Source organism: Cupriavidus pinatubonensis (genome assembly GCF_019602855.1).
Lineage (GTDB): Bacteria > Pseudomonadota > Gammaproteobacteria > Burkholderiales > Burkholderiaceae > Cupriavidus > Cupriavidus pinatubonensis.
On sequence record NZ_CP080767.1, the window covers coordinates 2858925 to 2878677 of the forward strand.

Genomic DNA, 19753 nt, shown 5'->3' on the forward strand with positions numbered 1-19753 from the left:
GATCAGCCCAGTGCCGCAACCAGCTCCGGCACCACGGTGTTCAGGTCACCAACCAGGCCGTAGTCAGCCACCGAGAAGATCGGGGCTTCAGCGTCCTTGTTGATGGCGACGATCACCTTGGAGTCCTTCATGCCGGCCAGGTGCTGGATCGCGCCCGAGATACCGACGGCGATGTACAGTTGCGGCGCGACGATCTTGCCGGTCTGGCCGACCTGGTAGTCGTTCGGCACGAAGCCGGCGTCCACGGCAGCGCGCGAAGCGCCCAGCGCGGCACCCAGCTTGTCGGCCAGGGGCGTCAGCACCTTGGTGTAGTTCTCGCCTGAACCCACGCCACGGCCACCGGAGACGATGATCTTGGCGGCGGTCAGTTCCGGACGGTCGCTCTTGGCCACTTCGCGCGAAACGAATTGCGACACGCCTGCGTCGGCCACGGCCGGCAGGTTCTCGACAGCAGCCGAACCGCCTTCGGCGGCAGCAGCGTCAAACGCGGTGCCGCGCACGGTGATGACCTTGATCTTGTCCGACGACTTCACGGTCGCGATCGCGTTACCGGCGTAGATCGGGCGCTCGAACGTATCCGGAGCGTCGACCTTCGAGATTTCCGAGATCTGGGCCACGTCCAGCTTGGCGGCCACGCGCGGCAGGATGTTCTTGCCGTACGGGGTAGCCGGAGCCAGGATGTGGCTGTAGTCGTTGGCGATCGCCAGGGCTTGCTCGGCGATGTTTTCGGCCAGGCCGTCGCCGAAGTAGGCGGCGTCGGCCAGCAGCACCTTCGACACGCCGGCGATCTTCGCGGCGGCGGCGGCAGCGGCAGCGGCGTTGGCGCCAGCCACCAGCACGTGGACATCGCCGCCGCATTGGGCAGCTGCCGTCACGGTGTTCAGCGTGGCGGCCTTGATCGATTGATTGTCGTGTTCAGCAATGACGAGTGCAGTCATGTTCTATCTCCCCCGCGCTCAGATAACCTTGGCTTCGTTCTTCAGCTTCTGCACCAGCGTCGCAACGTCCGGCACCATCACACCTGCGCTGCGCTTGGCAGGCTCGACCACCTTCACGGTCGACAGGCGCGGCTTGACGTCCACGCCGAGGTCTTCCGGCTTGACGGTATCGAGCTGCTTCTTCTTGGCCTTCATGATGTTCGGCAGCGTGACGTAGCGCGGCTCGTTCAAGCGCAGGTCGGTCGTCACCACGGCCGGCAGCTTCAGCGACAGGGTTTCCAGGCCACCGTCGACTTCACGGGTCACCGATGCCTTGCCATCAGCCACGACCACCTTCGAGGCGAAGGTTGCCTGCGGCAGGCCTGCCAGCGCGGCCACCATCTGGCCGGTCTGGTTCGAGTCGTCATCGATGGCCTGCTTGCCCAGGATCACCAGTTGCGGCTGTTCCTTGTCGATCAGCGCCTTGAGCAGCTTGGCCACGGCCAGCGGCTGCAGGTCTTCGTTCGACTCCACCAGGATGCCACGGTCGGCACCGATGGCCATGGCCGTGCGCAGGGTTTCCTGGCATTGGGCCACGCCGCACGACACGGCGATGACTTCGGTCACAACACCTGCTTCCTTCAGGCGGACGGCCTCTTCGACGGCGATTTCGTCGAAGGGGTTCATGCTCATCTTGACGTTGGCCAGATCCACGCCGGTGCCGTCGGCCTTGACACGCACCTTCACGTTGTAATCCACCACCCGCTTGACTGCGACGAGTACTTTCATGCGCTCACTCCACTGATAGCTGATAGTCAGAAATTTGTCCGCTCATCATTATAACCACCGGGTTGGCGGCCTATATATTTTTCGAACGATCGTACTATTTTATAGGCAAAAAGTTGCCGGGCATAGCCCGGCTGGCTCTTGCATCCTCGTGATTGTGCCGCGACACGGGCGGCACGTACATCGTCGAATTGGATGAGATCCCCGGCTCACCAGGCCGTAATCACCGATTCCCTGAAGGTAGAAGTGATGTACTGTTTGATTTCCGGCGACTGATAGGCCTTCACGAGCTTGGCAACCCAAGGCTTGTTCTTGTCTGCCTCGCGGATGGCGATGAGGTTCGCGTACGGCCCCTTCGGCCCTTCGATGGCGATTGCATCACGTGTGGGCGACAGGCCAGCCGACTCGGCGTAGTTGCCGTTGATGGCGGCGGCGTCCAGGTCATCGAGCGACCGCGGCAGTTGCGCGGCGTCCAGCTCGACGATGCGGATCTTCTTCGGGTTCTCGACGATATCCAGCGGCGTTGCCTTCAGGCCGGCATTCGGCTTGAGCTTGATCACGCCCTTGCTTTGCAGCAGCAGCAGGCCGCGGCCACCGTTGGTCGGGTCGTTCGGCACGCCGACACGCGCGCCGGCCTTGAGCTGGTCGAGCGACTTGATCTTCTTCGAGTACACGCCCATCGGGAACGTGACCGTAAAGGCCACGTGCGTGAACTTGTAGCCGCGATCCTTGATCTGCGCTTCGAGGTATGGCAAGTGCTGGTAGCTGTTGGCGTCCAGGTCGCCGGCGGCCAGCGCGGCGTTGGGCTGGATGTAGTCGCTGAACTCGACCACCTGGATGTTCAGCCCGTCCTTGGCCGCGACCTTCTTCACCTGTTCCATGATCTGGGCGTGCGGGCCGCCAGTCACGCCAACCTTGATCGGCTTATCCTGGGCCACCGCACCGGTAGCCAGCGTGGCGCCGAGCGCGGCACCAAGAATCCATTGCAGCAGGTTGCGACGTTGCATGTCTTGCCTTCTTTCTTGAGTAGCGGCGTGGCGCCTTGCGGCGCGTCGCCTGAATCGTTGAGGGATCAGCGGTGGCTGATGCGGCGGACCAGCCAGTCGCCGAAGCTCTGCACAGCCTGCACGAAGATGATCAGGATCACCACCACCGCGACCATCACCTCTGTGATGTAGCGCTGGTAACCATAGCGGATGCCCAGGTCGCCCAAGCCGCCACCGCCAATCGCGCCCGCCATGGCCGAATAGCCGACCAGGCTCACGAAGGTAATGGTCAGGCCGGCCACGATGCCGGGCATTGCTTCGGGCAGCAGCACCTTCCAGACGATCTGGCCGGTCGTTGCGCCCATCGACTGGGCCGCTTCGACGAGCCCTTTGTCGACTTCGCGCAGCGCGCTTTCCACGAGCCGCGCGATGAACGGGACCGCCGCAATGGTCAGCGGCACGATCGCCGCCGTGGTGCCGATCGACGAGCCGACGATGAATCGCGTGAACGGAATCACCACCACCAGCAGGATGATGAAAGGCACCGAGCGCACCGCGTTCACCACGACGCCGATGGTGCGATTGAACAGCGGGTGCGACAGCACGCCACCGCGATTGGTCAGGTGCAGCAGCACGCCGAGCGGCACGCCCAGCAGCGAGCCGACCACGCCGGAGATCACCACCATCAGCAGCGTCTCGTTGAAGGACGTCAGGAACAGGTCAAACATTTCAGACCACATGTTCGATCTCCTCTACCACCACGCCCTGTTGCTGCAGGTATTCCATTGCCGCCTTCACGTCGGCCAGCTCGCCGGTGGCCATGATGGCCAGCGAGCCGAAGGCCTGCCCCTGGATCTCGTCGATATGGCCGTGCAGGATATTGAAATCGAGCCCATAGCGGCGGATCGCCTGGGCCAGCACCGGCTGGTCCACGCCTTCGCCGGTAAAGGCAAGACGGTAGACATGATCGCGCCCGTTGCCGAGCCGGCTTTCCACGCGCTTGAGCACGCTTTCGGGCAACTCCTGCGCGATCACGTCGCCGATCATGGCGCGCGTGACTTCATGCTGCGGGCGCAGGAAAACGTCGATCACGCGGCCCTCTTCCACCACGCGTCCGGCTTCCAGCACGGCAACGCGGTCGCAGACCTGTTTGATCACCTCCATCTGGTGCGTGATCATCACGATGGTCAGGCCGAGTTCGCGGTTGATCTGCTTGAGCAGGTCCAGGATCGAGCGCGTGGTTTCCGGGTCGAGCGCGGACGTCGCTTCATCGGATAGCAGCACCTTGGGCTTGCTTGCCAGCGCGCGCGCAATGCCCACGCGCTGCTTCTGGCCGCCGGAGATCTGCGAGGGGTAGCGGTCCTTCAGCACGGACAGCCCCACCAGGTCCAGCAGCGGCAGCACCGTGGCCTCGATTTCCGATTTCGTCTTGCCCGCCAGTTCCAGCGGCAGCGCCACATTGTCAAACACGGTGCGCGACGACAGCAGGTTGAAGTGCTGGAAGATCATGCCGATGTCACGGCGTGCCAGGCGCAGGGCGCCGTTGTCCAGCGCGGTCAGGTCCTGGCCGCCGACGATCACGCGGCCGCTCGTCGGACGGTTGAGCAGGTTGATGGCGCGCACCAGCGTGCTCTTGCCGGCGCCGCTGCGGCCGATGATGCCGAAGACCTCGCCCGCCCCAATGGACAGGCTGACGTCCCGCAAAGCATGCACTTCACCCGACCCGCCGGGGAAACGCTGCGAGAGTCCTTGCAGTTCGATCATGAAAAGTGACCAAAAGAAAACGGCAACAGGCGAGAAAGGTCTCCAGCGCTGTTGCCGCCACGTTATGTTTTATGAAGCGAGCATTTTAAGCGATCCGCTTCATGCAATAAACGAATTTTTTCCGATGGCTTTATGCACTCAAGGCATATAGCTGCGGCTCATAGGCCTCATGAGGCACGCCAACTCGGCGCCCGCTTGTCGATGAAGGCCTGGACGCCCTCCAGCGCAGACTCATCCATCATGTTGCAGGCCATAGTCTGTCCAGCGAGCTGGTAGGCCGCCTCGATGCCCATTTCGAGTTGCTTGTAGAACAGACCCTTTCCTGCCGCCACGGCCGCCGCCGGCTTGGCGCAGATGCTGGCCGCCAGCCGTGCCACTTCTTCATCGAGCTGGGCCAGCGGCGCGATCCGGTTGACCAGCCCCCGCGCGCAGGCCGTAGCAGCATCGATCATGTCGCCGGTCAGCAGCATCTCCATGGCCTGCTTGCGCGAGAGGTTGCGTGACAGGGCAACGCCGGGCGTCGAACAGAACAGCCCCAGATTGACACCCGATACGGCAAAGCGCGCATCGTCCGCAGCCACGGCGAGGTCGCACATGGCCACCAGCTGACAGCCTGCCGCCGTCGCAATGCCATGTACGCGCGCGATGACCGGCTGCGGCATCTTCTGGATGGCCATCATCACCCGGGTGCAGCGGTCGAACAGGCGCCGGTAGTAGTCATGCGATGGCGAGGCGCGCATCTCGCGCAAATCGTGCCCGGCGCAGAAGGCCTTGCCGGCGCCGCCCAGTACCACCACGCGTACCGACTCGTCCGCGGCCAGGCGGGCGAAGGCGGCAGCCAGTTCGTCCAGCAGGTCTTCGGACAACGCGTTGAACGCTTCCGGGCGGTTCATGGTCAGGCGCGCCACGCCCGCGGCATCGCGCGACTCGGTCAGCAGGGGTGCGCTCGTGCGCGGATCGGTGTCGGCCATGCGGGCTTGCTCCTTATCGTTCCAGCAGCACTTTCAGGTGTGCCAGCACGCTGCGGCCCAGCGCGCTGAGGTTGTAGCCGCCCTCGAGACAGCTGACGATGCGGCCGTTCGCATGCGCGCGGGCCACATCGACGAGCTGCCCCGTGATCCACGCATAGTCCTGCTCGACCAGGCCCATCTGACCCAGGTCGTCCTCGCGGTGGGCGTCAAAGCCGGCCGAGATGAACAGCATCTGCGGGCGGAACTCGTTCAGCCGCGGCAGCCAGATGGTGTCGACCACCTCGCGCACCGCGAGCCCGTTGGTATAGGCAGGCAGCGGGATATTCGCCATGTTCGTGGCGATATGCTCGGTGCCGCTGTAGGGATAGAACGGGTGCTGGAAGAAGCTGCACATCAGCACGCGATCGTCGCCCCGGAACGCTGCCTCGGTGCCGTTGCCGTGATGGACGTCGAAGTCGACGACGGCCACGCGCTCCAGCCCGTGCGCTGCCAGCGCATGGCGGGCCGCGACGGCCACGTTGTTGAAGAAGCAGAAGCCCATGGCGCGGTCGGGCTCGGCATGGTGTCCGGGCGGACGCACGCAGCAGAACGCGTTTTCCACCTCGCCCGCCATGACGGCATCGGTAGCCGCCACGGCCGCCCCCGCTGCCAGCTTCGCGGCTGCCAGCGTGTGCGAATTCATCGATGTGTCGGGATCGATCGGGTAGTAGCCGCTGGCGGGGCTCGCGCGCTCCAGCGAATCGACATAAGCGGCCCCGTGTACGCGTTCGATCTGCTCGCGGGTCGCGGGCGCCGCTTCACGGCGCTCCAGCAGGCCGTCCATGCCGTGGGAAATCAGGTGATCCTCGATCGCCTGCAGGCGTTCCGGGCACTCGGGATGGAAATGGCCCATCTCGTGCAAAAGGAACTCCGGATGCGTGTAATAGCCCGTCGGCATGTCTTATCTTCGTTGTTTTGTCTCCAAACGTTACGTTAGCACAGGACAAGCCCCCCAGCGGACCGCCAGGGCCCGTGGCGGCGCCATATCCGCGGCAATTGAGCGGCAGACAGGCGGCAGTTCGGCGTCGGAGCGTGCAGTGCCATCCGCTATACTCGCTGCGACTTGCTAAGGACACCATGACCGACACCCAGCGTTCATTGCGCCGCCCGTTGCTGGGCGCTGCGTTATCCGCTGCCGCACTGGGACTCTGCGGCCTCTCCCCAAGCCTCCTCGCCGCCGGCAAGCGCCGCGTGAGCGTGCGGGAAGAAGAAATCGAGCCCGGGCGCTATCGCGACAATGCACAGACCCGCGCCTTTATCGACGACATGGTGACTCGCCACGGCTTCGACCGCGGCACGCTGGAAGGCTGGTTCGGGCAAGCGGTCTATTCCGCCACCGTGGTGCGGCTGGTCATGCCGCCAGCCACGCCAGGGCGCAAAAGCTGGCGTGCCTACCGTTCGCGCTTTATCGAACCGATCCGCATCAACGCGGGCATGCGCTTCTGGCAGGAAAACCGCGACACGCTGCGGCGCGCCGAAGCCGAGTTCGGCGTGCCGGCTTCGGTCATTGTCGGCATCATCGGCGTGGAAACCATCTACGGGCGCGACATGGGCACGTTCCGCGTCATCGACTCGCTCTCGACGCTGGCTTTCGACTATCCGTCCACGCCTAACCGCGACGCCCGGGCGACGCTGTTCCGCAACCAGCTGGCGGATTACCTGATCTGGTGCCGCGACACGCGTACCGACGTCTTTTCGGTGCTGGGCTCCTTTGCCGGTGCGATCGGCATCCCGCAGTTCATGCCGACCAGCCTGCGCGAGTATGCGATCGACTATGACGGCAACGGCCGCATCGATCTGCGTAACAGCCCCACCGACGCCATCGGCAGCGTCGGCCGCTTTCTGCAGTTGCACGGCTGGGAAGCCAACCGGCCCGTGGTCTGGCGCCTGGCCAACGATGAAGGCAGCCGCGGCATTGCGGCGGCGGCGGCCGACGGCGAGCCGTGGCCGACACGGACGCTGAACCAGCTTACCCGCGCGGGATTGCGTCTCGATGAGCCCGTCGACCTCGCGCGCGAAGGCGAAACCGGCGTCCTGGTGGTCGACCTGCCCACCCCCGATCAGCCCACCGAGTACATGATCGGCCTGCGCAACTTCTATGTGCTGACCCGCTACAACCGCAGCTTCTTCTACGCGCTCTCGGTGTACCAACTGGGCGAAGCCGTCAAGGCTGCAATGGGCTGACGCCCAGGCCTGTCGCCGGATACGCTACCGCCTGCCAGCACTCGCCGGCAGGCGGCATCACCGCGCCCGGCAATTGTGCGCCAAAAGCCACTGCAGTTTTCGGGCCAGTCCTTGCCCTCCCTTACAATAACGGCCTGACGACGCCACGTGACTTCCCGCGAGCCATTCGTGACACAACCCCAGACACTGATTCCCGCAGACTTGCTGAAGCGGTCGAAAAAGATACTGTTCATCGCTCACCTCGCGCTGGGCGATTTCACTTATCTGCAAAACTTCTTCAAGGCATTCGCGCAGGCTAACCCGCACCTGGAAATCCACCTGTGGGTGGACGAAGTGCGCCGCACCGGCGATGCCAAAGCCTGGGAACACCTGCGCAAGTACTCGCTCTACGACTGGCTGGCCGCCTGCCCGTTTTTCAGCAAGGTCTATACGCGCACTTATAGCCCGGAACTCTACGAGGCATCGATCCGCGAGGCGCAGCAGGAGCACTATCCGATCGTGGTGTCGCTAGCGACGCTGCGGCCGCCGCAGTACGCAAACCTTGCACGCACCATCAGTCCGGACGGATTCGTGGTGGGCATGACGCGCCCTGTCCGCTTCTATCAGCCACACCACCTGCTTGCCTACCGCAAGCTCGACGCCTCGATTCCGCCGTACAAGGTCGACCGGGCCTCGCCGCAGCACATCAGTGACGTGTATGCGCACTGGTTCCGCCAGATCAGCGGACTGGAAGTCAGCCCGGCGGAGCGCTTTCCCTTTGTCGATATTCCCGCGCAATGGCAACAGTATGCGCAGGACACGCTTGCCGCCTGGGGCTTTTCGCCTCGCGAAGGCAAGCTGGTGTTCATTAACCCGTACGCCAAGACGAAGAAGCGCTGCTGGACGCTGGAACAGGTCGCCGCGCTGATCCAGGCCATGCAGCAGCATCCGCGGTGGCGCGACAGCTGCTTCATCGTCAATGCGGTGCCGCAGGAACTGGCGCATGCGCGCGAGGTCATCAGCAGCTACAGCCTGGCGCGCACCGAGCTGTTCAGTGCCGAAGACAACTTCTTCCAGCTGCCTGCAATCCTGGCGCAATGCGATCTGATCATCTCGGTGGAAACGGCCGTGATGCACCTGGCGAACGCCGTGCATGTGCCCGTGATTGCACTGATGCGCCAGAAGAATCCTGAGTGGGTGCCGATCGACAGGCAGAACAGCACGGTGATCACCGCAGCGAATCGCCGGGACTGGGTCAATGCCATTCCCGTCGAACAAGTCATGAAGACCATCCAATGAACCTGCCCGCATCCGACAACAACACCATGGCTCCGATGACAGGCAGCAACGGCAAGCCGTCGTTCCATATCGCGTTCTGCGTCGACGACAATTATTTCCGTGCGATGGGCGCGACGATCGCATCGATCATCGACAATAACCCGGGACAGCATTTCACCTTCCATGTGCTGACGTTCTCCGCGCTGGAAGAAAATCAGCGCCGCCTGAAGCAGCTCGAAGAGATGTACCCGGTCAGCACCCAGCTGCACTTGCTGGATCTGGCATCCTTCACGCAGTTCTCGCATTTCCTCGGGCACTCGCACTACTCGCTGTCGATCTTTACTCGACTGGTCATTCCCGAGGTGCTGCAAGGGCAGACCGACCGCGTGCTGTACCTCGATGCCGATATCCTGTGCGTCAACCGCCTCGACGAACTGGTCGACATGGATATCAGCAACGAGATCGCGGTCGTCGTGCCGGATGCGCCCGTTACACTGCGCCGGCGTGTTGCCGCACTTGGCCTGGCCCATGCCGAGTATTTCAATGGCGGCGTGCTGTTCATCAATATCGACAAGTGGCTGGCCGAAAACATCACGCCTCAAACCCTGGAAGCGCTACTTGATACCAGCACGGACATGCGTTTCAACGACCAGGACGCGCTCAACAAGGTGCTCAACGGTCGCGCGAAATACATCTCGCCGCGCTGGAATTACCTGTATGACCTGATCCACGACCTGAACGTCAACCGCTTTGCCATGCGTCCGGTCGGCAAGGCGGTCTTTATCCATTTTGCGGGCTCGGTCAAACCCTGGGCCGACTGGAGCGGCCATGAGGCCCGCGGACTGTTCCGCAAATATCTGGCCTTGTCACCGTGGCGTGACATGCCGCTGGATCCGGAACCGAGAAATACCAAGGAAATGCGCATGCATTCGCGTTTCATGTTCCGCCAGCACAAGCCGGTGGAGAGCCTGAAATGGTATTTGCGGTATTTGCGCAAGCGGGCGCAACGGTAATGCCTGAGTGGCATGCCCCCACCCTGCTCTGACATTGAAGATAAATGGCAATCCGAAGCAACCACATACTGGTCAGCCGCACCGACAACATCGGCGACATAGTACTGACCTTGCCGATGGTCGCTCGACTGAGGCAACTGAATCCGAAAGCGAAGATCAGCTTCCTGTGCCGCGCCTATGCGGCGCCGCTGGTCCGCTTCTGCACGGATATCGATGAAGTCATCGAACTGGAAAACATTGCCGATGACCCGGCCGGCTTTCTCAGGAAATCCGGCATCGATACCGTGATCCTGGCACAGCCCGATCGAACGCTGGCGCAGGCCGCGTTCCGGGCAAGAGTCCGCCACCGGATCGGCAACGCGCGCCAGAAGATTTACCTGATGTTGTATTGCAACCGCAGGGTGCGTTTCAGCAAGCGGACCACGGAAGACCATGAGGCGCAGATCAACTTTCGCTTCCTGAGCCCGTATGGCAGCCGTGACATTCCGACGCGGGAGCAAATCCCGGACCTGTATCACTTCGATATTCCCGAAGACAAGGCCATTTCGGAAATGCAGGCCCCGTATGCGTTCAATCTGGTCCTTCACACCAAGTCGAACGGCCACGGCCGCGAATGGCCGATCGAACACTACGCTGCGTTGGCGGAGTTACTGTTGGCCAGGCGCGATGTGCATCTGTGGCTGTCGGGCAGTGCAAAAGAAGGGGAATGGCTGAAAGCCAACGGCGGCGCGTTGCTGGCCAAGCCGAACGTCACGAGCCTGTGCGGCACGCAGACGCTGGGCCAGTTGACCACCTTCATCCACCAGGCGGATGGCCTGATCGCCAGTGGCACCGGGCCTCTGCATTTGTCGGCCGCGATTGGCCAGCGCACGTTGGGGCTGTTCCCGCCGACGCGTCCGATGCATCCGGGCAGATGGGCGGCGCTGGGAAAACGGGCTCAGAATCTCGTCAGGGACAAGAGCTGCAGGGATTGCGAAAAGCTCGAAACGATCAGCTGCGACTGCATGGTTCAGCTCAGCCCCCAATCCGTGCTGGAAATTGTCGAGGGCTGGATCCGCGACAAGTCCGCGGCATAAGGAATACACCAGTACCCTGCAACGGGATTATCCGTCACAGGGTACTTAGATTTCCGACTTCGGAGGAAACTCAGGCGGGAAATACGCCCGTGGACAGGTATCGATCTCCCCTGTCGCAGACCACGAAAACGATCGTCGCGTTTTCCACCTCTTCAGCAACTCGCAAGGCCACGCACAGCGCGCCCGCCGCCGAGATACCGCTAAAGATGCCCTCCTCGCTTGCCATGCGCCGCGCCATGTGTTCCGCATCGGCCTGGCTCACGGGCTCGGTACGGTCCACGTATTTCGCATCATAGATCTTCGGCAGATAAGCCTCCGGCCACTTGCGAATGCCTGGAATCCGCGAGCCTTCCGCCGGCTGCGCGCCGACGATCTCAATGGCCGGGTTCTGCTCTTTCAGGTATCGCGAAACGCCGGTGATTGTGCCGGTCGTTCCCATGGCCGATACGAAATGCGTAATCCGCCCTTCCGTATCGCGCCAGATTTCCGGGCCGGTGGTTTCGTAGTGGGCCAGCGGATTATCCGGATTCCCGAACTGGTCCAGGATGACGCCCTTGCCCTCACGCTCCATCGAATCGGCGAGGTCGCGCGCGTACTCCATGCCGCCCTTCACCGGAGTCAGGATGATCTCGGCCCCATAGGCGGCCATGCTCTGGCGGCGTTCCAGGCTCAGATCTTCCGGCATGATCAGCACCATCTTGTAGCCGCGGATGGCCGCGGCCATGGCGAGCGCGATGCCGGTATTTCCGGACGTGGCTTCGATCAGCGTGTCGCCGGGCTTGATGCGGCCGCGCGCCTCAGCACGGGCGATCATCGACACGGCCGGGCGATCCTTGACTGACCCTGCCGGGTTGTTACCCTCGAGCTTGCCCAGGATGACGTTGCCGCGTGCGTCGTTGGCGGCACCGGGAATGCGCTGCAGTCTGACCAGCGGGGTATTGCCGATGGTGTCTTCGATTGTCTTGTAGGCCATGGTGCGGGGTCGAAAATGTCTCGCACATTGTAATCCAGGCCCCTGACCCGCGCCGGCAGCGGCCCGTTGGGCCCACTGCCAGTGTGGATGCCCCGGCTTAAGCCTCCTTGTTGCCTTCGCCGAGCAGGTGGTAAAGCAGGATGCAACCGAACGTCGCGGTGCCAATGCCGCCCAGCGTCATGCCACCGAGCCTGAGCGTCAGGTCACCGGCCGCTACCGTCAGCGTCGCGCCCACTGTAATGAGGTTGCGCGAGCTGGAAAAGTCGACGTGATTCTGAACCCAGATACGGCCTGCCGTGGCAGCAATCAAGCCGAACACCACGATGGTCAAGCCGCCTATCACAGGGCCCGGAATGGTCAGGATCAGCGCACCGAACTTCGGCGAGAACCCGAGCAGGATGGCAACCGCAGCGGCCACGACGAAGATCAGCGTCGAATAGATCTTGGTCACGGCCATCACGCCCATGTTCTCGGCATAGGTGGTAACGCCGGTGCCGCCGCCACTGGCGGACAGCATGGTCGCCACACCGTCGCCAATAAACGCACGGCCGATGTACGGATCGAGATTGCGGCCCGTCATCACGCCAATGGCCTTGATGTGACCGAGGTTCTCTGCGACCAGCACGATGGCCACCGGTGCGATCAGCAGCATGGCGCTGAATTCGAATACCGGCGAAGTGAACGCCGGCAGGCCGAACCAGTTCGCGGCGGCCACGCCAGCGAAATCGATTGGCTTGCCCAGGCCCATCAGGTTCGTGCCGACGAAATAAATCAGGTAGCCGAACAGGCCGCCGATCAGCACTGGAAGGCGACCGATCATGCCAGGCGCGCGCACTGCCACCAGTCCGACCGCCAGCACGGTCAGCAAGCCGACCCACGTATCGAACGACGATCCGCTCACGGCCTTTACCGCCACCGGCGCGAGGTTCAGTCCGATGGCTGCGACGATCGCGCCCGTGACCACAGGCGGCATCAGCTTTTCCACCCAGCTATAGCCGACTGCCTGAACGACGAGGCCGATCACCGTGTACAACGCGCCTGCGGCGATGATGCCGCCCAGCGCGACCGGGATATTGGTATTGGGTCCGCTGCCCGCATAGCCGGTGGCCGCGATCACGACGGCGATGAACGCGAAGCTGGAGCCCAGATAGCTGGGCACGCGGCCGCGCACGCACAGGAAAAAGATAAGCGTGCCGATGCCAGAGAAAAGGATGGCGATGTTCGGGTTGAATCCCATCAGGATCGGCGCGATAGCCGTGGAACCGAACATCGCCACCACGTGCTGGATGCCGGCAAGTACCGTCTGCCCGGTGGGCAGGCGCTCGTCCGGACCGATGACCCCTTCCGTCTTCAGTCGCCACTTCGGCAGGAACCCTGTGTCCTCGCCATTGGTCATTGTTATGCTCCCTGTTGTTCTGCCGGGCTCTCCCTGGCCCATTGGGAAGGGCGAGGCCTGGCCTGGTTATACAGATCGCGCGGCCGGAGAAACCACCTGGCCCGCGCTGGCTGCCGCATGATACTCCGCCGCTCCCGGCAAGCGAAGAACAGTGCGCCTGACTAGCACGAGCCATACCAACGGCACAACATCGAATCTGACACAAGGAACAAGGTGGCGAAGGACCACGGCACCCGGGCACCCCCTTTGCGCCGGGTGCCATGCGTGATCAGCGCTTCGCGGAGCGCTGGGCGGCCGCTGCGCCGGCAGGGGCCGCTGCCGCCGGCGCAGCCTTGGCGCCGATCGTCAGCCCACCCTCCTGCATGCGGGCGACCGACTTGGCTCCCACGCCGCTGACGCGTTCGGCAAGATCGGCCGCACTTTTGTAGGGCCCGTGCTTGGTGCGTTCGTCGATGATGTTCTTTGCAGTTGCAGGCCCGATGCCTTTCACCGAGGTAAGCGCGGTTGCGTCGGCCGTATTGACATCCACTGCTGCCATCGCGGCACCGGTGAGCGCCATCCAGATTGCAGCGGCCAGGCAGCCGCGCTTGAACAATGCCTTGAACATTTGTGAGTTCCCCTTCCGTTTGCGTTGCCTTGCCGGAATTGGCAAGGTGCGCTCAGGATAGGACCCGCCGCATGCGCCAGCGCATGCGGCAACAAACGTTCACGTGGATTGCACGGAGATGTTTCCGAGCATCGAAGCGCCGCCGGGCGCGCTCACTGGCCGCGTTCGAGCAGCCACTGGCAATAGCGTGCCACGCCTTCCTCCATCGCAACGAAAGGAGCGGTGTAGCCAGCTTCGCGAAGGCGCGAACTGTCCGATTGGGTGAAGCTCTGGTAGCGCCCGCGCAGTGCATCGGGGAATCGCAAGTATTCCAGCAGCCCTTCCTGCACGAGCTCCTCAAGGGCCAACGGCGGCTTGTCCTCCGCCGCGCGCAGGGTGTTGACGACAACACAGGCGACATCGTTGAATGAGCGCGCATGGCCGGAACCGACGTTGAAGATGCCCGATCGGCGCGGATGATCGAGAAAGAACAGGTTCACCTTGACCACATCGTCGATGGAAACGAAATCGTGGCTCTGGCAGCCCGGCCCATGGCCGCCGTGCTCGCCGAACAGCTTGACGGTGCCTTCGGCACGGAATTGCTCGAACTGCTGGCACACGATCGAGGCCATGCGGGCCTTGTGCGCCTCACCCGGGCCATACACGTTGAAATAGCGCAGCCCGACAACCTGAGACAGCGCGCCATCGAGCCTGTTGCGCACGGCCTGGTCGAACAGGAACTTGGAGTAGCCGTAGACGCTCAGCGGCCGCTCGTACTCGCGCGCTTCGCGAAACGAGTGCGACTCGCCGTAGACCGCCGCAGACGAGGCATAGATGAACTGGGTGTCCTGCGCGAGGCAGAGCTCCATAAGCGTCTTGCTGTAGCGATAGTTGTTCTCCATCAGGTAGCGCCCGTCCTGCTCCATCGTGTCGGTGCAGGCCCCAAGATGGAAAACAGCGCGTACCCGGCCGAACTCGCCCCGCTCGAACCGGGACAGGAAATCGTCCTTATCGAGGTAGTCGCGGATTTCACAGTCCACCAGATTGTGGAACTTGTCCGCGCGGTGCAGATTGTCGACCGCGACGATGTGGTTCTCGCCGCGCGCGTTCAATCCCTTGACGAGGTTGCTGCCGATGAATCCTGCAGCGCCGGTGACGATGATGGTCATGATCGGTCCGACAGAGAGTTCAACAGGGCGCGCCGGAAGACACAGGCGATCAGCCGGCAGCGCCGAACAGTTCCGGGTAGCTAACGACGGCAGTACCCAGCTTGCCCACGACAATGCCGCCAGCGCGGTTGGCGAACTGCACCGCCTGCTTCAGCGACACGCCGGCCGCCAGCATGGTCGCCAGCGTGGCGATCACGGTATCGCCGGCACCTGATACATCATAGACTTCCCGCGCCTGTGCCGAGACGTGCAGTACCTCAGCCTCCGTGTAAAGAGTCATACCCTCTTCCGAACGGGTGAGCAGCAGCGCTTCGAGCTGCAAGTCACGCCGCAGGTTCTGGGCGCGCGCGGTGAGGTCCTGTTCGCTTTTCCAGGCGCCCACGACGCGCCGGATCTCGGCGCGGTTGGGAGTGATCAGCGTGGCACCACGGTAGCGCGAATAGTCGTCGCCCTTCGGATCGACGAGCACCATCCGCCCGGCCGCGCGGCCGGCCTCGACCATGCGGCCCACGTGGGTCAGCCCGCCCTTGCCATAGTCCGACAGCACCAGTACCTCGTACTGCTTCACGAGTTCCTGGAAACCTTCGAGCACCGACAGCAAGACCTCATGCGTCGGCGGGTTCTCGAAATCCACGCGCAGCAACTGCTGCTGGTGCGCGAGCACGCGCAGCTTGATCGTCGTGTTGACGCTGGCGTCGCGGTGCAGGTACGGCTGGACTTTGCACGCCGACAGCAACGATTCGATGGTGCGGCCGGGCTCATCGTCACCGACGACGCCGAGCATGCCGACCTGCGCACCGAGCGCGGCCGAGTTGCGCGCCACGTTGGCGGCGCCGCCCAGGCGCTCATCGCTGCGCTTGATCTGGACGACCGGTACCGGCGCCTCCGGCGAAATGCGCTCGACGTCGCCGAACCAATAGCGGTCCAGCATCATGTCGCCGACCACCAGGATGCGCGCCTGGCCGATCTGATCCTGCGAAATTTGATTCATACCCATGATTCCTCCGGCAAGCCTGTCCGTCTTCGGACAGGCGCGCTGCTGATGCGTTCAGCGCTTCGCGGCCGATCGCCCGATCGCGTGGTATTCGATGCCGGCCTGCGCCATGGCTTCCGGCTCGTACAGGTTACGTCCATCGAAGATCACCGGCGTCTTCAGGCGCCGCTTGATCTGCTCGAAATCCGGGCTGCGGAAGACCTTCCATTCCGTCACGATCACCAGCGCGTCGGCACCATCGAGGGTCTCCATCTGGGCAGCGTGGAAACTGAGCCGGTCGATACCACCCGGAATGTCGGCGAGATCCGTTTCCAGCACGCGCCTCGCCTCTTCCATGGACACCGGATCGTGCATGCGCAGCGTTGCCCCGCGCGAGACCAGTTCGCGCGCGAGCACGCGGGACGGCGCTTCGCGCATATCGTCGGTGTTCGGCTTGAACGCCAGCCCCCAGATGGCAAAGGTGTGGCCGCTCAGGTCATCGCCAAACCGGCGCAGCACCTTGTCGCCGAGCACCTGCTTCTGAGCACCGTTCACGGCTTCGACAGCCTCCAGCACGCGCATCGGCTTGCCGTGGTCCGACGCCGTGCGCATCAGCGCCTGCACATCCTTCGGGAAGCAAGAACCGCCATAGCCTGCACCCGCATACAAAAAACTGTAGCCGATACGCGGATCCGAGCCGATGCCCATGCGAACGAGTTCGATGTCGGCACCAACCTCGTCGGCCAGATTGGCCAGTTCGTTCATGAATGAAATACGCGTGGCCAGCATGGAGTTGGCGGCGTACTTGGTGAATTCCGCCGAGCGCACATCCATGTAGAAGGTGCGTTCGTGGTTGCGGTTGAATGGCGCATAGAGCTGCCGCATGGTGGCCTGCGCGTGGCGCCCGGCAGCGTCGGCGCTGCAGCCGAGCACGATGCGATCCGGACGCATGAAGTCTTCGACCGCAGCGCCTTCCTTGAGGAATTCCGGGTTCGACACCACGGAATACTGCAGGTCCTCCAGGCCGCGCGCGGCAAGCTCCTCGCGAATCACAGCGGCTACGCGGTCGCCCGTGCCGACCGGCACCGTGGACTTGTCGACGACGACCTTGAAGCCGGTCATATGGCGGCCGATATTGCGCGCCGCCGCAAGCACATACTTCAGATCCGCCGAGCCGTCTTCATCGGGCGGGGTGCCAACGGCGATGAACTGCACATCGGCGTGCTCGACGCTCGCCGCCACATCGGTCGAGAACGTCAGCCGCCCGGCCGCGCGATTGCGCTGGATGATTTCCTGAAGCCCCGGCTCGTAGATCGGCACACCGCCGGCGTTGAGCAAGGCAATCTTCTTTTCGTCGACGTCGAGGCAGAACACATCGTTGCCGAGTTCGGCCAGGCACGCGCCGGTAACGAGGCCAACATAGCCACTGCCAATAATGGTGACTTTCATAGCATTTACATGAAATTAGTTCGCGTGGCGGCCTGGTCAGCCGAGCGCTTCGGATCGCCGGGGCGCATAGGTCTCCCAGCGGTTGCAGCCGGGACATTGCCAGTAGAAAAGCCGCGCACGGAAGCCGCATTCGCGGCAGGTGTAGCGGGCCAGGTTGCGCGTACGCAATTGCAGCAGGTCGCGGATCGCCGTGACCTCCTTTGTCTTGTCGCCCTCAACGGTCTCGCCGGTATCGGCTTCGCTGCCATTGCCGGCCATTGCGCCGGCTGGCGCCATACTGGCGGCCTGCGCCTCGAAGTACCGGGTCAGGGCCAGCAGCGTCGGCTGGCGGCGCAGTTGCTCGCGCATCAGCCGGGTCGCCGCTTCCGGCCCGTTCTGGTCGAGTTCCGTCTTGAACGCAACGTCGAGCAGTTCAGCCGCAAGACTGCCCTTCAGCAGACCGCGCAGCCAATCCAGTGCGACGCCTTGTTCGCCGAGGCCGGCATAGGCTTTCACCACGCGCTCTGCGACCAGCGGCAGGAAGGACGCATCCTGTCGCTCGATGCCGAGCCAGTGGCCCAACGCGGCGCGCGCATTACCGGCAGCCGCCGCCACATCGCCAAGCAGGATCGGCGCGCGCACATTGGCGGGATTTTCCTGGACCGCCTGGTTCAGCCACTTGACGGCGTCTTCAGGACGCTTGCGTTGCAGCGCATCCTGCGCCAGTTCGCAGCAGAACTGGGCAATTTGCAGGCGGTAGTCCTTATTCTCGAGCGCCTGCAGCTCGCGCGCGGCATCGATGGCCTTCTGCCATTCTTTCTCCACTTCATAGAGTTCAAGCAGCACCCGCTTGGCTGACGCCGCGTACGGGCCAGACATCAGCCGGCGCAACGACTCTTCGGCGCGATCCAGCAGGCCCGCACGCAAGAAGTCCTGCCCCAGTTCATACAGCGCGTGCTCACGCTCTGGCTCGGGCAGATCCGGACGTGTGGCGAGGTTCTGGTGCACACGGATGGCGCGCTCGGTTTCGCCACGGCGACGGAACAGCGCGCCAAGCGCAAAGTGCAGTTCGGTGGTCTCCGGATCGAGCCGCGCGACCTCGATGAAGGCGTCGATGGCCTGGTCCGGCTGCTCATTGAGCAGGAAATTGAGGCCCTTGAAATACGAGCGCGGCAAGGCACCCTGCTCGCTGATGAGCTGGCGCACATCGAAGCGTGCCGCCATCCATCCAAGGCCAAAGACAAGTGGCAGCGCAAGCAGCCACCAGGTTTCAAACATCATGGATCAGACTTTCGGGCCAATTACGTTGTAAGGAGCACTTTTGCCTTCACGTGCGGCATTATCGGAGGCCGCTTGACGGCCGGCATCACCGAGCGCACGGCGCAGCCGCGCGACCTCCATGCGCTGGCGCATCAGGCCTGGTGCCACCGCTGCCAGTGCCGCGACGGCGCCGAGGACAAACGCCACGAACAGGATCAGGATCAGCGGGGCGCGCCAGACAGCATCAAAGAAAAGCTGTAGCGAAGCGTCCGCGGTATTGCGCAGCGCGAGCACGAACAGCAGCGCAAACAGGACGATGCGAATAATCCAGGCGACGAGTTTCATGCGGTATAAGCAGGCGTGGCGTTGCGGGAGCGCACAGGCGCATCGCTGGAGTGCGGCAGACCCCGGCATTGTAGCGGAATCACTTCCAGCAAATGAAAACGGCACGTTCCCGATGGGATGCCCAAAATGAAAAAGCGCCCCGCAATGGAGCGCTTTTTTATTTGCGACAACACAGTGCCGGCAGACGGATCGCGTCAGGAGCGGGCCAGGTTCAGCCCGCCACCTTCATGCAGCACCGCCGGGCTGCCCGGCGCGGCGCCCTGAGGGCCCTTGCCGGACGGCGTACCGGTCAGGTGTCCGTTACCCGAACCGCCCGAAGACGGCGTGAGGTTCCGGTCTACCCGTTCGCGCAACTCCTTGCCCGCCTTGAAGTGCGGCACCCGTTTCTCGGGCACGAGCACTCGCTCGCCGGACTTGGGGTTGCGCCCAACGCGCGGCGGACGCCGATTCAGACCAAAACTGCCGAATCCGCGGATCTCGATGCGATGGCCATCGGCCAGCGCATCGGACATCGCGTCGAGTATCGTTTTCACCGAGATGTCCGCATCCCGCAGCAGCAACTGCGGAAAGCGGGCAGCCAGTTTTTCGACGAGCTCCGACTTGGTCATGGGCGTTCGCGCGGGCGTCAGG

The 19753-nt window shown here is 63.3% G+C and carries 20 protein-coding genes; 4 read left to right on the forward strand and 16 right to left on the reverse strand.

What is annotated here, in order from left to right:
* Positions 1-2 precede the first annotated feature (2 nt).
* From K2O51_RS25960 to K2O51_RS25990, 7 genes are all read right to left on the reverse strand, one after another.
* A complete protein-coding gene (locus tag K2O51_RS25960; RefSeq protein WP_011298698.1) occupies positions 3-938 on the reverse strand; it encodes an electron transfer flavoprotein subunit alpha/FixB family protein in 936 nt (311 codons plus the stop codon).
* Between the two features lie 18 nt (positions 939-956).
* A complete protein-coding gene (locus K2O51_RS25965; RefSeq protein ID WP_011298699.1) occupies positions 957-1706 on the reverse strand; it encodes an electron transfer flavoprotein subunit beta/FixA family protein in 750 nt (249 codons plus the stop codon).
* A gap of 206 nt (positions 1707-1912) precedes the next feature.
* Positions 1913-2710 (reverse strand): MetQ/NlpA family ABC transporter substrate-binding protein, encoded by a 798-nt coding sequence (locus K2O51_RS25970; RefSeq protein ID WP_220630949.1) that lies wholly within the window; start codon positions 2708-2710, stop codon positions 1913-1915.
* Between the two features lie 65 nt (positions 2711-2775).
* The gene (locus K2O51_RS25975) at positions 2776-3429 is read right to left on the reverse strand and encodes a methionine ABC transporter permease (protein ID WP_011298701.1); all 654 of its coding nucleotides are present in this window, start codon (positions 3427-3429) and stop codon (positions 2776-2778) included.
* Complete coding sequence (locus K2O51_RS25980) at positions 3419-4453, reverse strand: methionine ABC transporter ATP-binding protein (protein ID WP_011298702.1); 1035 nt, start codon at positions 4451-4453, stop codon at positions 3419-3421. Before K2O51_RS25980 ends, K2O51_RS25975 begins: the two co-directional genes overlap by 11 nt.
* Before the next feature lie 167 nt (positions 4454-4620).
* Positions 4621-5424, reverse strand: a complete 804-nt coding sequence (locus K2O51_RS25985; RefSeq protein WP_011298703.1) for an enoyl-CoA hydratase — start codon at positions 5422-5424, stop codon at positions 4621-4623.
* Between the two features lie 13 nt (positions 5425-5437).
* Positions 5438-6361 carry a histone deacetylase family protein gene (locus tag K2O51_RS25990; protein ID WP_011298704.1) on the reverse strand — a complete coding sequence of 308 codons (924 nt, stop codon included), beginning with the start codon at positions 6359-6361 and terminating at the stop codon, positions 5438-5440.
* A 179-nt stretch (positions 6362-6540) separates the two neighbouring features.
* Between K2O51_RS25990 and mltB the strand changes: the two genes are divergently transcribed.
* The 4 genes from mltB (at position 6541) to K2O51_RS26010 (ending at position 10993) form a co-directional block, all read left to right on the forward strand.
* A complete protein-coding gene (mltB, locus tag K2O51_RS25995) occupies positions 6541-7647 on the forward strand; it encodes a lytic murein transglycosylase B (protein WP_140949056.1) in 1107 nt (368 codons plus the stop codon).
* A 168-nt stretch (positions 7648-7815) separates the two neighbouring features.
* Complete coding sequence (locus K2O51_RS26000) at positions 7816-8925, forward strand: glycosyltransferase family 9 protein (RefSeq protein ID WP_181184363.1); 1110 nt, start codon at positions 7816-7818, stop codon at positions 8923-8925.
* Entirely contained in the window at positions 8922-9917 is a 996-nt protein-coding gene (locus tag K2O51_RS26005; RefSeq protein ID WP_011298707.1) for a glycosyltransferase family 8 protein, read from the forward strand. The genes K2O51_RS26000 and K2O51_RS26005 overlap by 4 nt, the downstream gene beginning before the upstream one ends.
* A gap of 44 nt (positions 9918-9961) precedes the next feature.
* Positions 9962-10993 carry a glycosyltransferase family 9 protein gene (locus K2O51_RS26010; protein ID WP_140949054.1) on the forward strand — a complete coding sequence of 344 codons (1032 nt, stop codon included), beginning with the start codon at positions 9962-9964 and terminating at the stop codon, positions 10991-10993.
* Between the two features lie 70 nt (positions 10994-11063).
* Here the strand turns inward: K2O51_RS26010 and cysM are convergent, their stop codons facing one another.
* From cysM to K2O51_RS26055, 9 genes are all read right to left on the reverse strand, one after another.
* A complete protein-coding gene (gene cysM, locus K2O51_RS26015; protein ID WP_220630950.1) occupies positions 11064-11966 on the reverse strand; it encodes a cysteine synthase CysM in 903 nt (300 codons plus the stop codon).
* A gap of 97 nt (positions 11967-12063) precedes the next feature.
* On the reverse strand, positions 12064-13362 hold the full coding sequence (locus tag K2O51_RS26020) for a solute carrier family 23 protein (protein ID WP_011298710.1): 1299 nt from the start codon (positions 13360-13362) through the stop codon (positions 12064-12066).
* Between the two features lie 268 nt (positions 13363-13630).
* Entirely contained in the window at positions 13631-13969 is a 339-nt protein-coding gene (locus tag K2O51_RS26025) for a ComEA family DNA-binding protein (RefSeq protein ID WP_011298711.1), read from the reverse strand.
* A 152-nt stretch (positions 13970-14121) separates the two neighbouring features.
* Entirely contained in the window at positions 14122-15117 is a 996-nt protein-coding gene (gene rfaD, locus K2O51_RS26030; protein WP_011298712.1) for an ADP-glyceromanno-heptose 6-epimerase, read from the reverse strand.
* Positions 15118-15166: 49 nt separating this feature from the next.
* Positions 15167-16114: a D-glycero-beta-D-manno-heptose-7-phosphate kinase gene (rfaE1, locus tag K2O51_RS26035; RefSeq protein WP_011298713.1), complete on the reverse strand. Its 948-nt coding sequence runs from the start codon at positions 16112-16114 to the stop codon at positions 15167-15169.
* 51 nt (positions 16115-16165) lie between these two features.
* Positions 16166-17539 (reverse strand): UDP-glucose dehydrogenase family protein, encoded by a 1374-nt coding sequence (locus K2O51_RS26040; protein WP_011298714.1) that lies wholly within the window; start codon positions 17537-17539, stop codon positions 16166-16168.
* A 36-nt stretch (positions 17540-17575) separates the two neighbouring features.
* Entirely contained in the window at positions 17576-18799 is a 1224-nt protein-coding gene (lapB, locus tag K2O51_RS26045) for a lipopolysaccharide assembly protein LapB (protein WP_011298715.1), read from the reverse strand.
* 3 nt (positions 18800-18802) lie between these two features.
* Positions 18803-19123, reverse strand: a complete 321-nt coding sequence (locus tag K2O51_RS26050) for a lipopolysaccharide assembly protein LapA domain-containing protein (protein WP_220630951.1) — start codon at positions 19121-19123, stop codon at positions 18803-18805.
* A gap of 194 nt (positions 19124-19317) precedes the next feature.
* Positions 19318-19731 (reverse strand): integration host factor subunit beta, encoded by a 414-nt coding sequence (locus K2O51_RS26055; RefSeq protein ID WP_011298717.1) that lies wholly within the window; start codon positions 19729-19731, stop codon positions 19318-19320.
* Between the last annotated feature and the right edge of the window lie 22 nt (positions 19732-19753).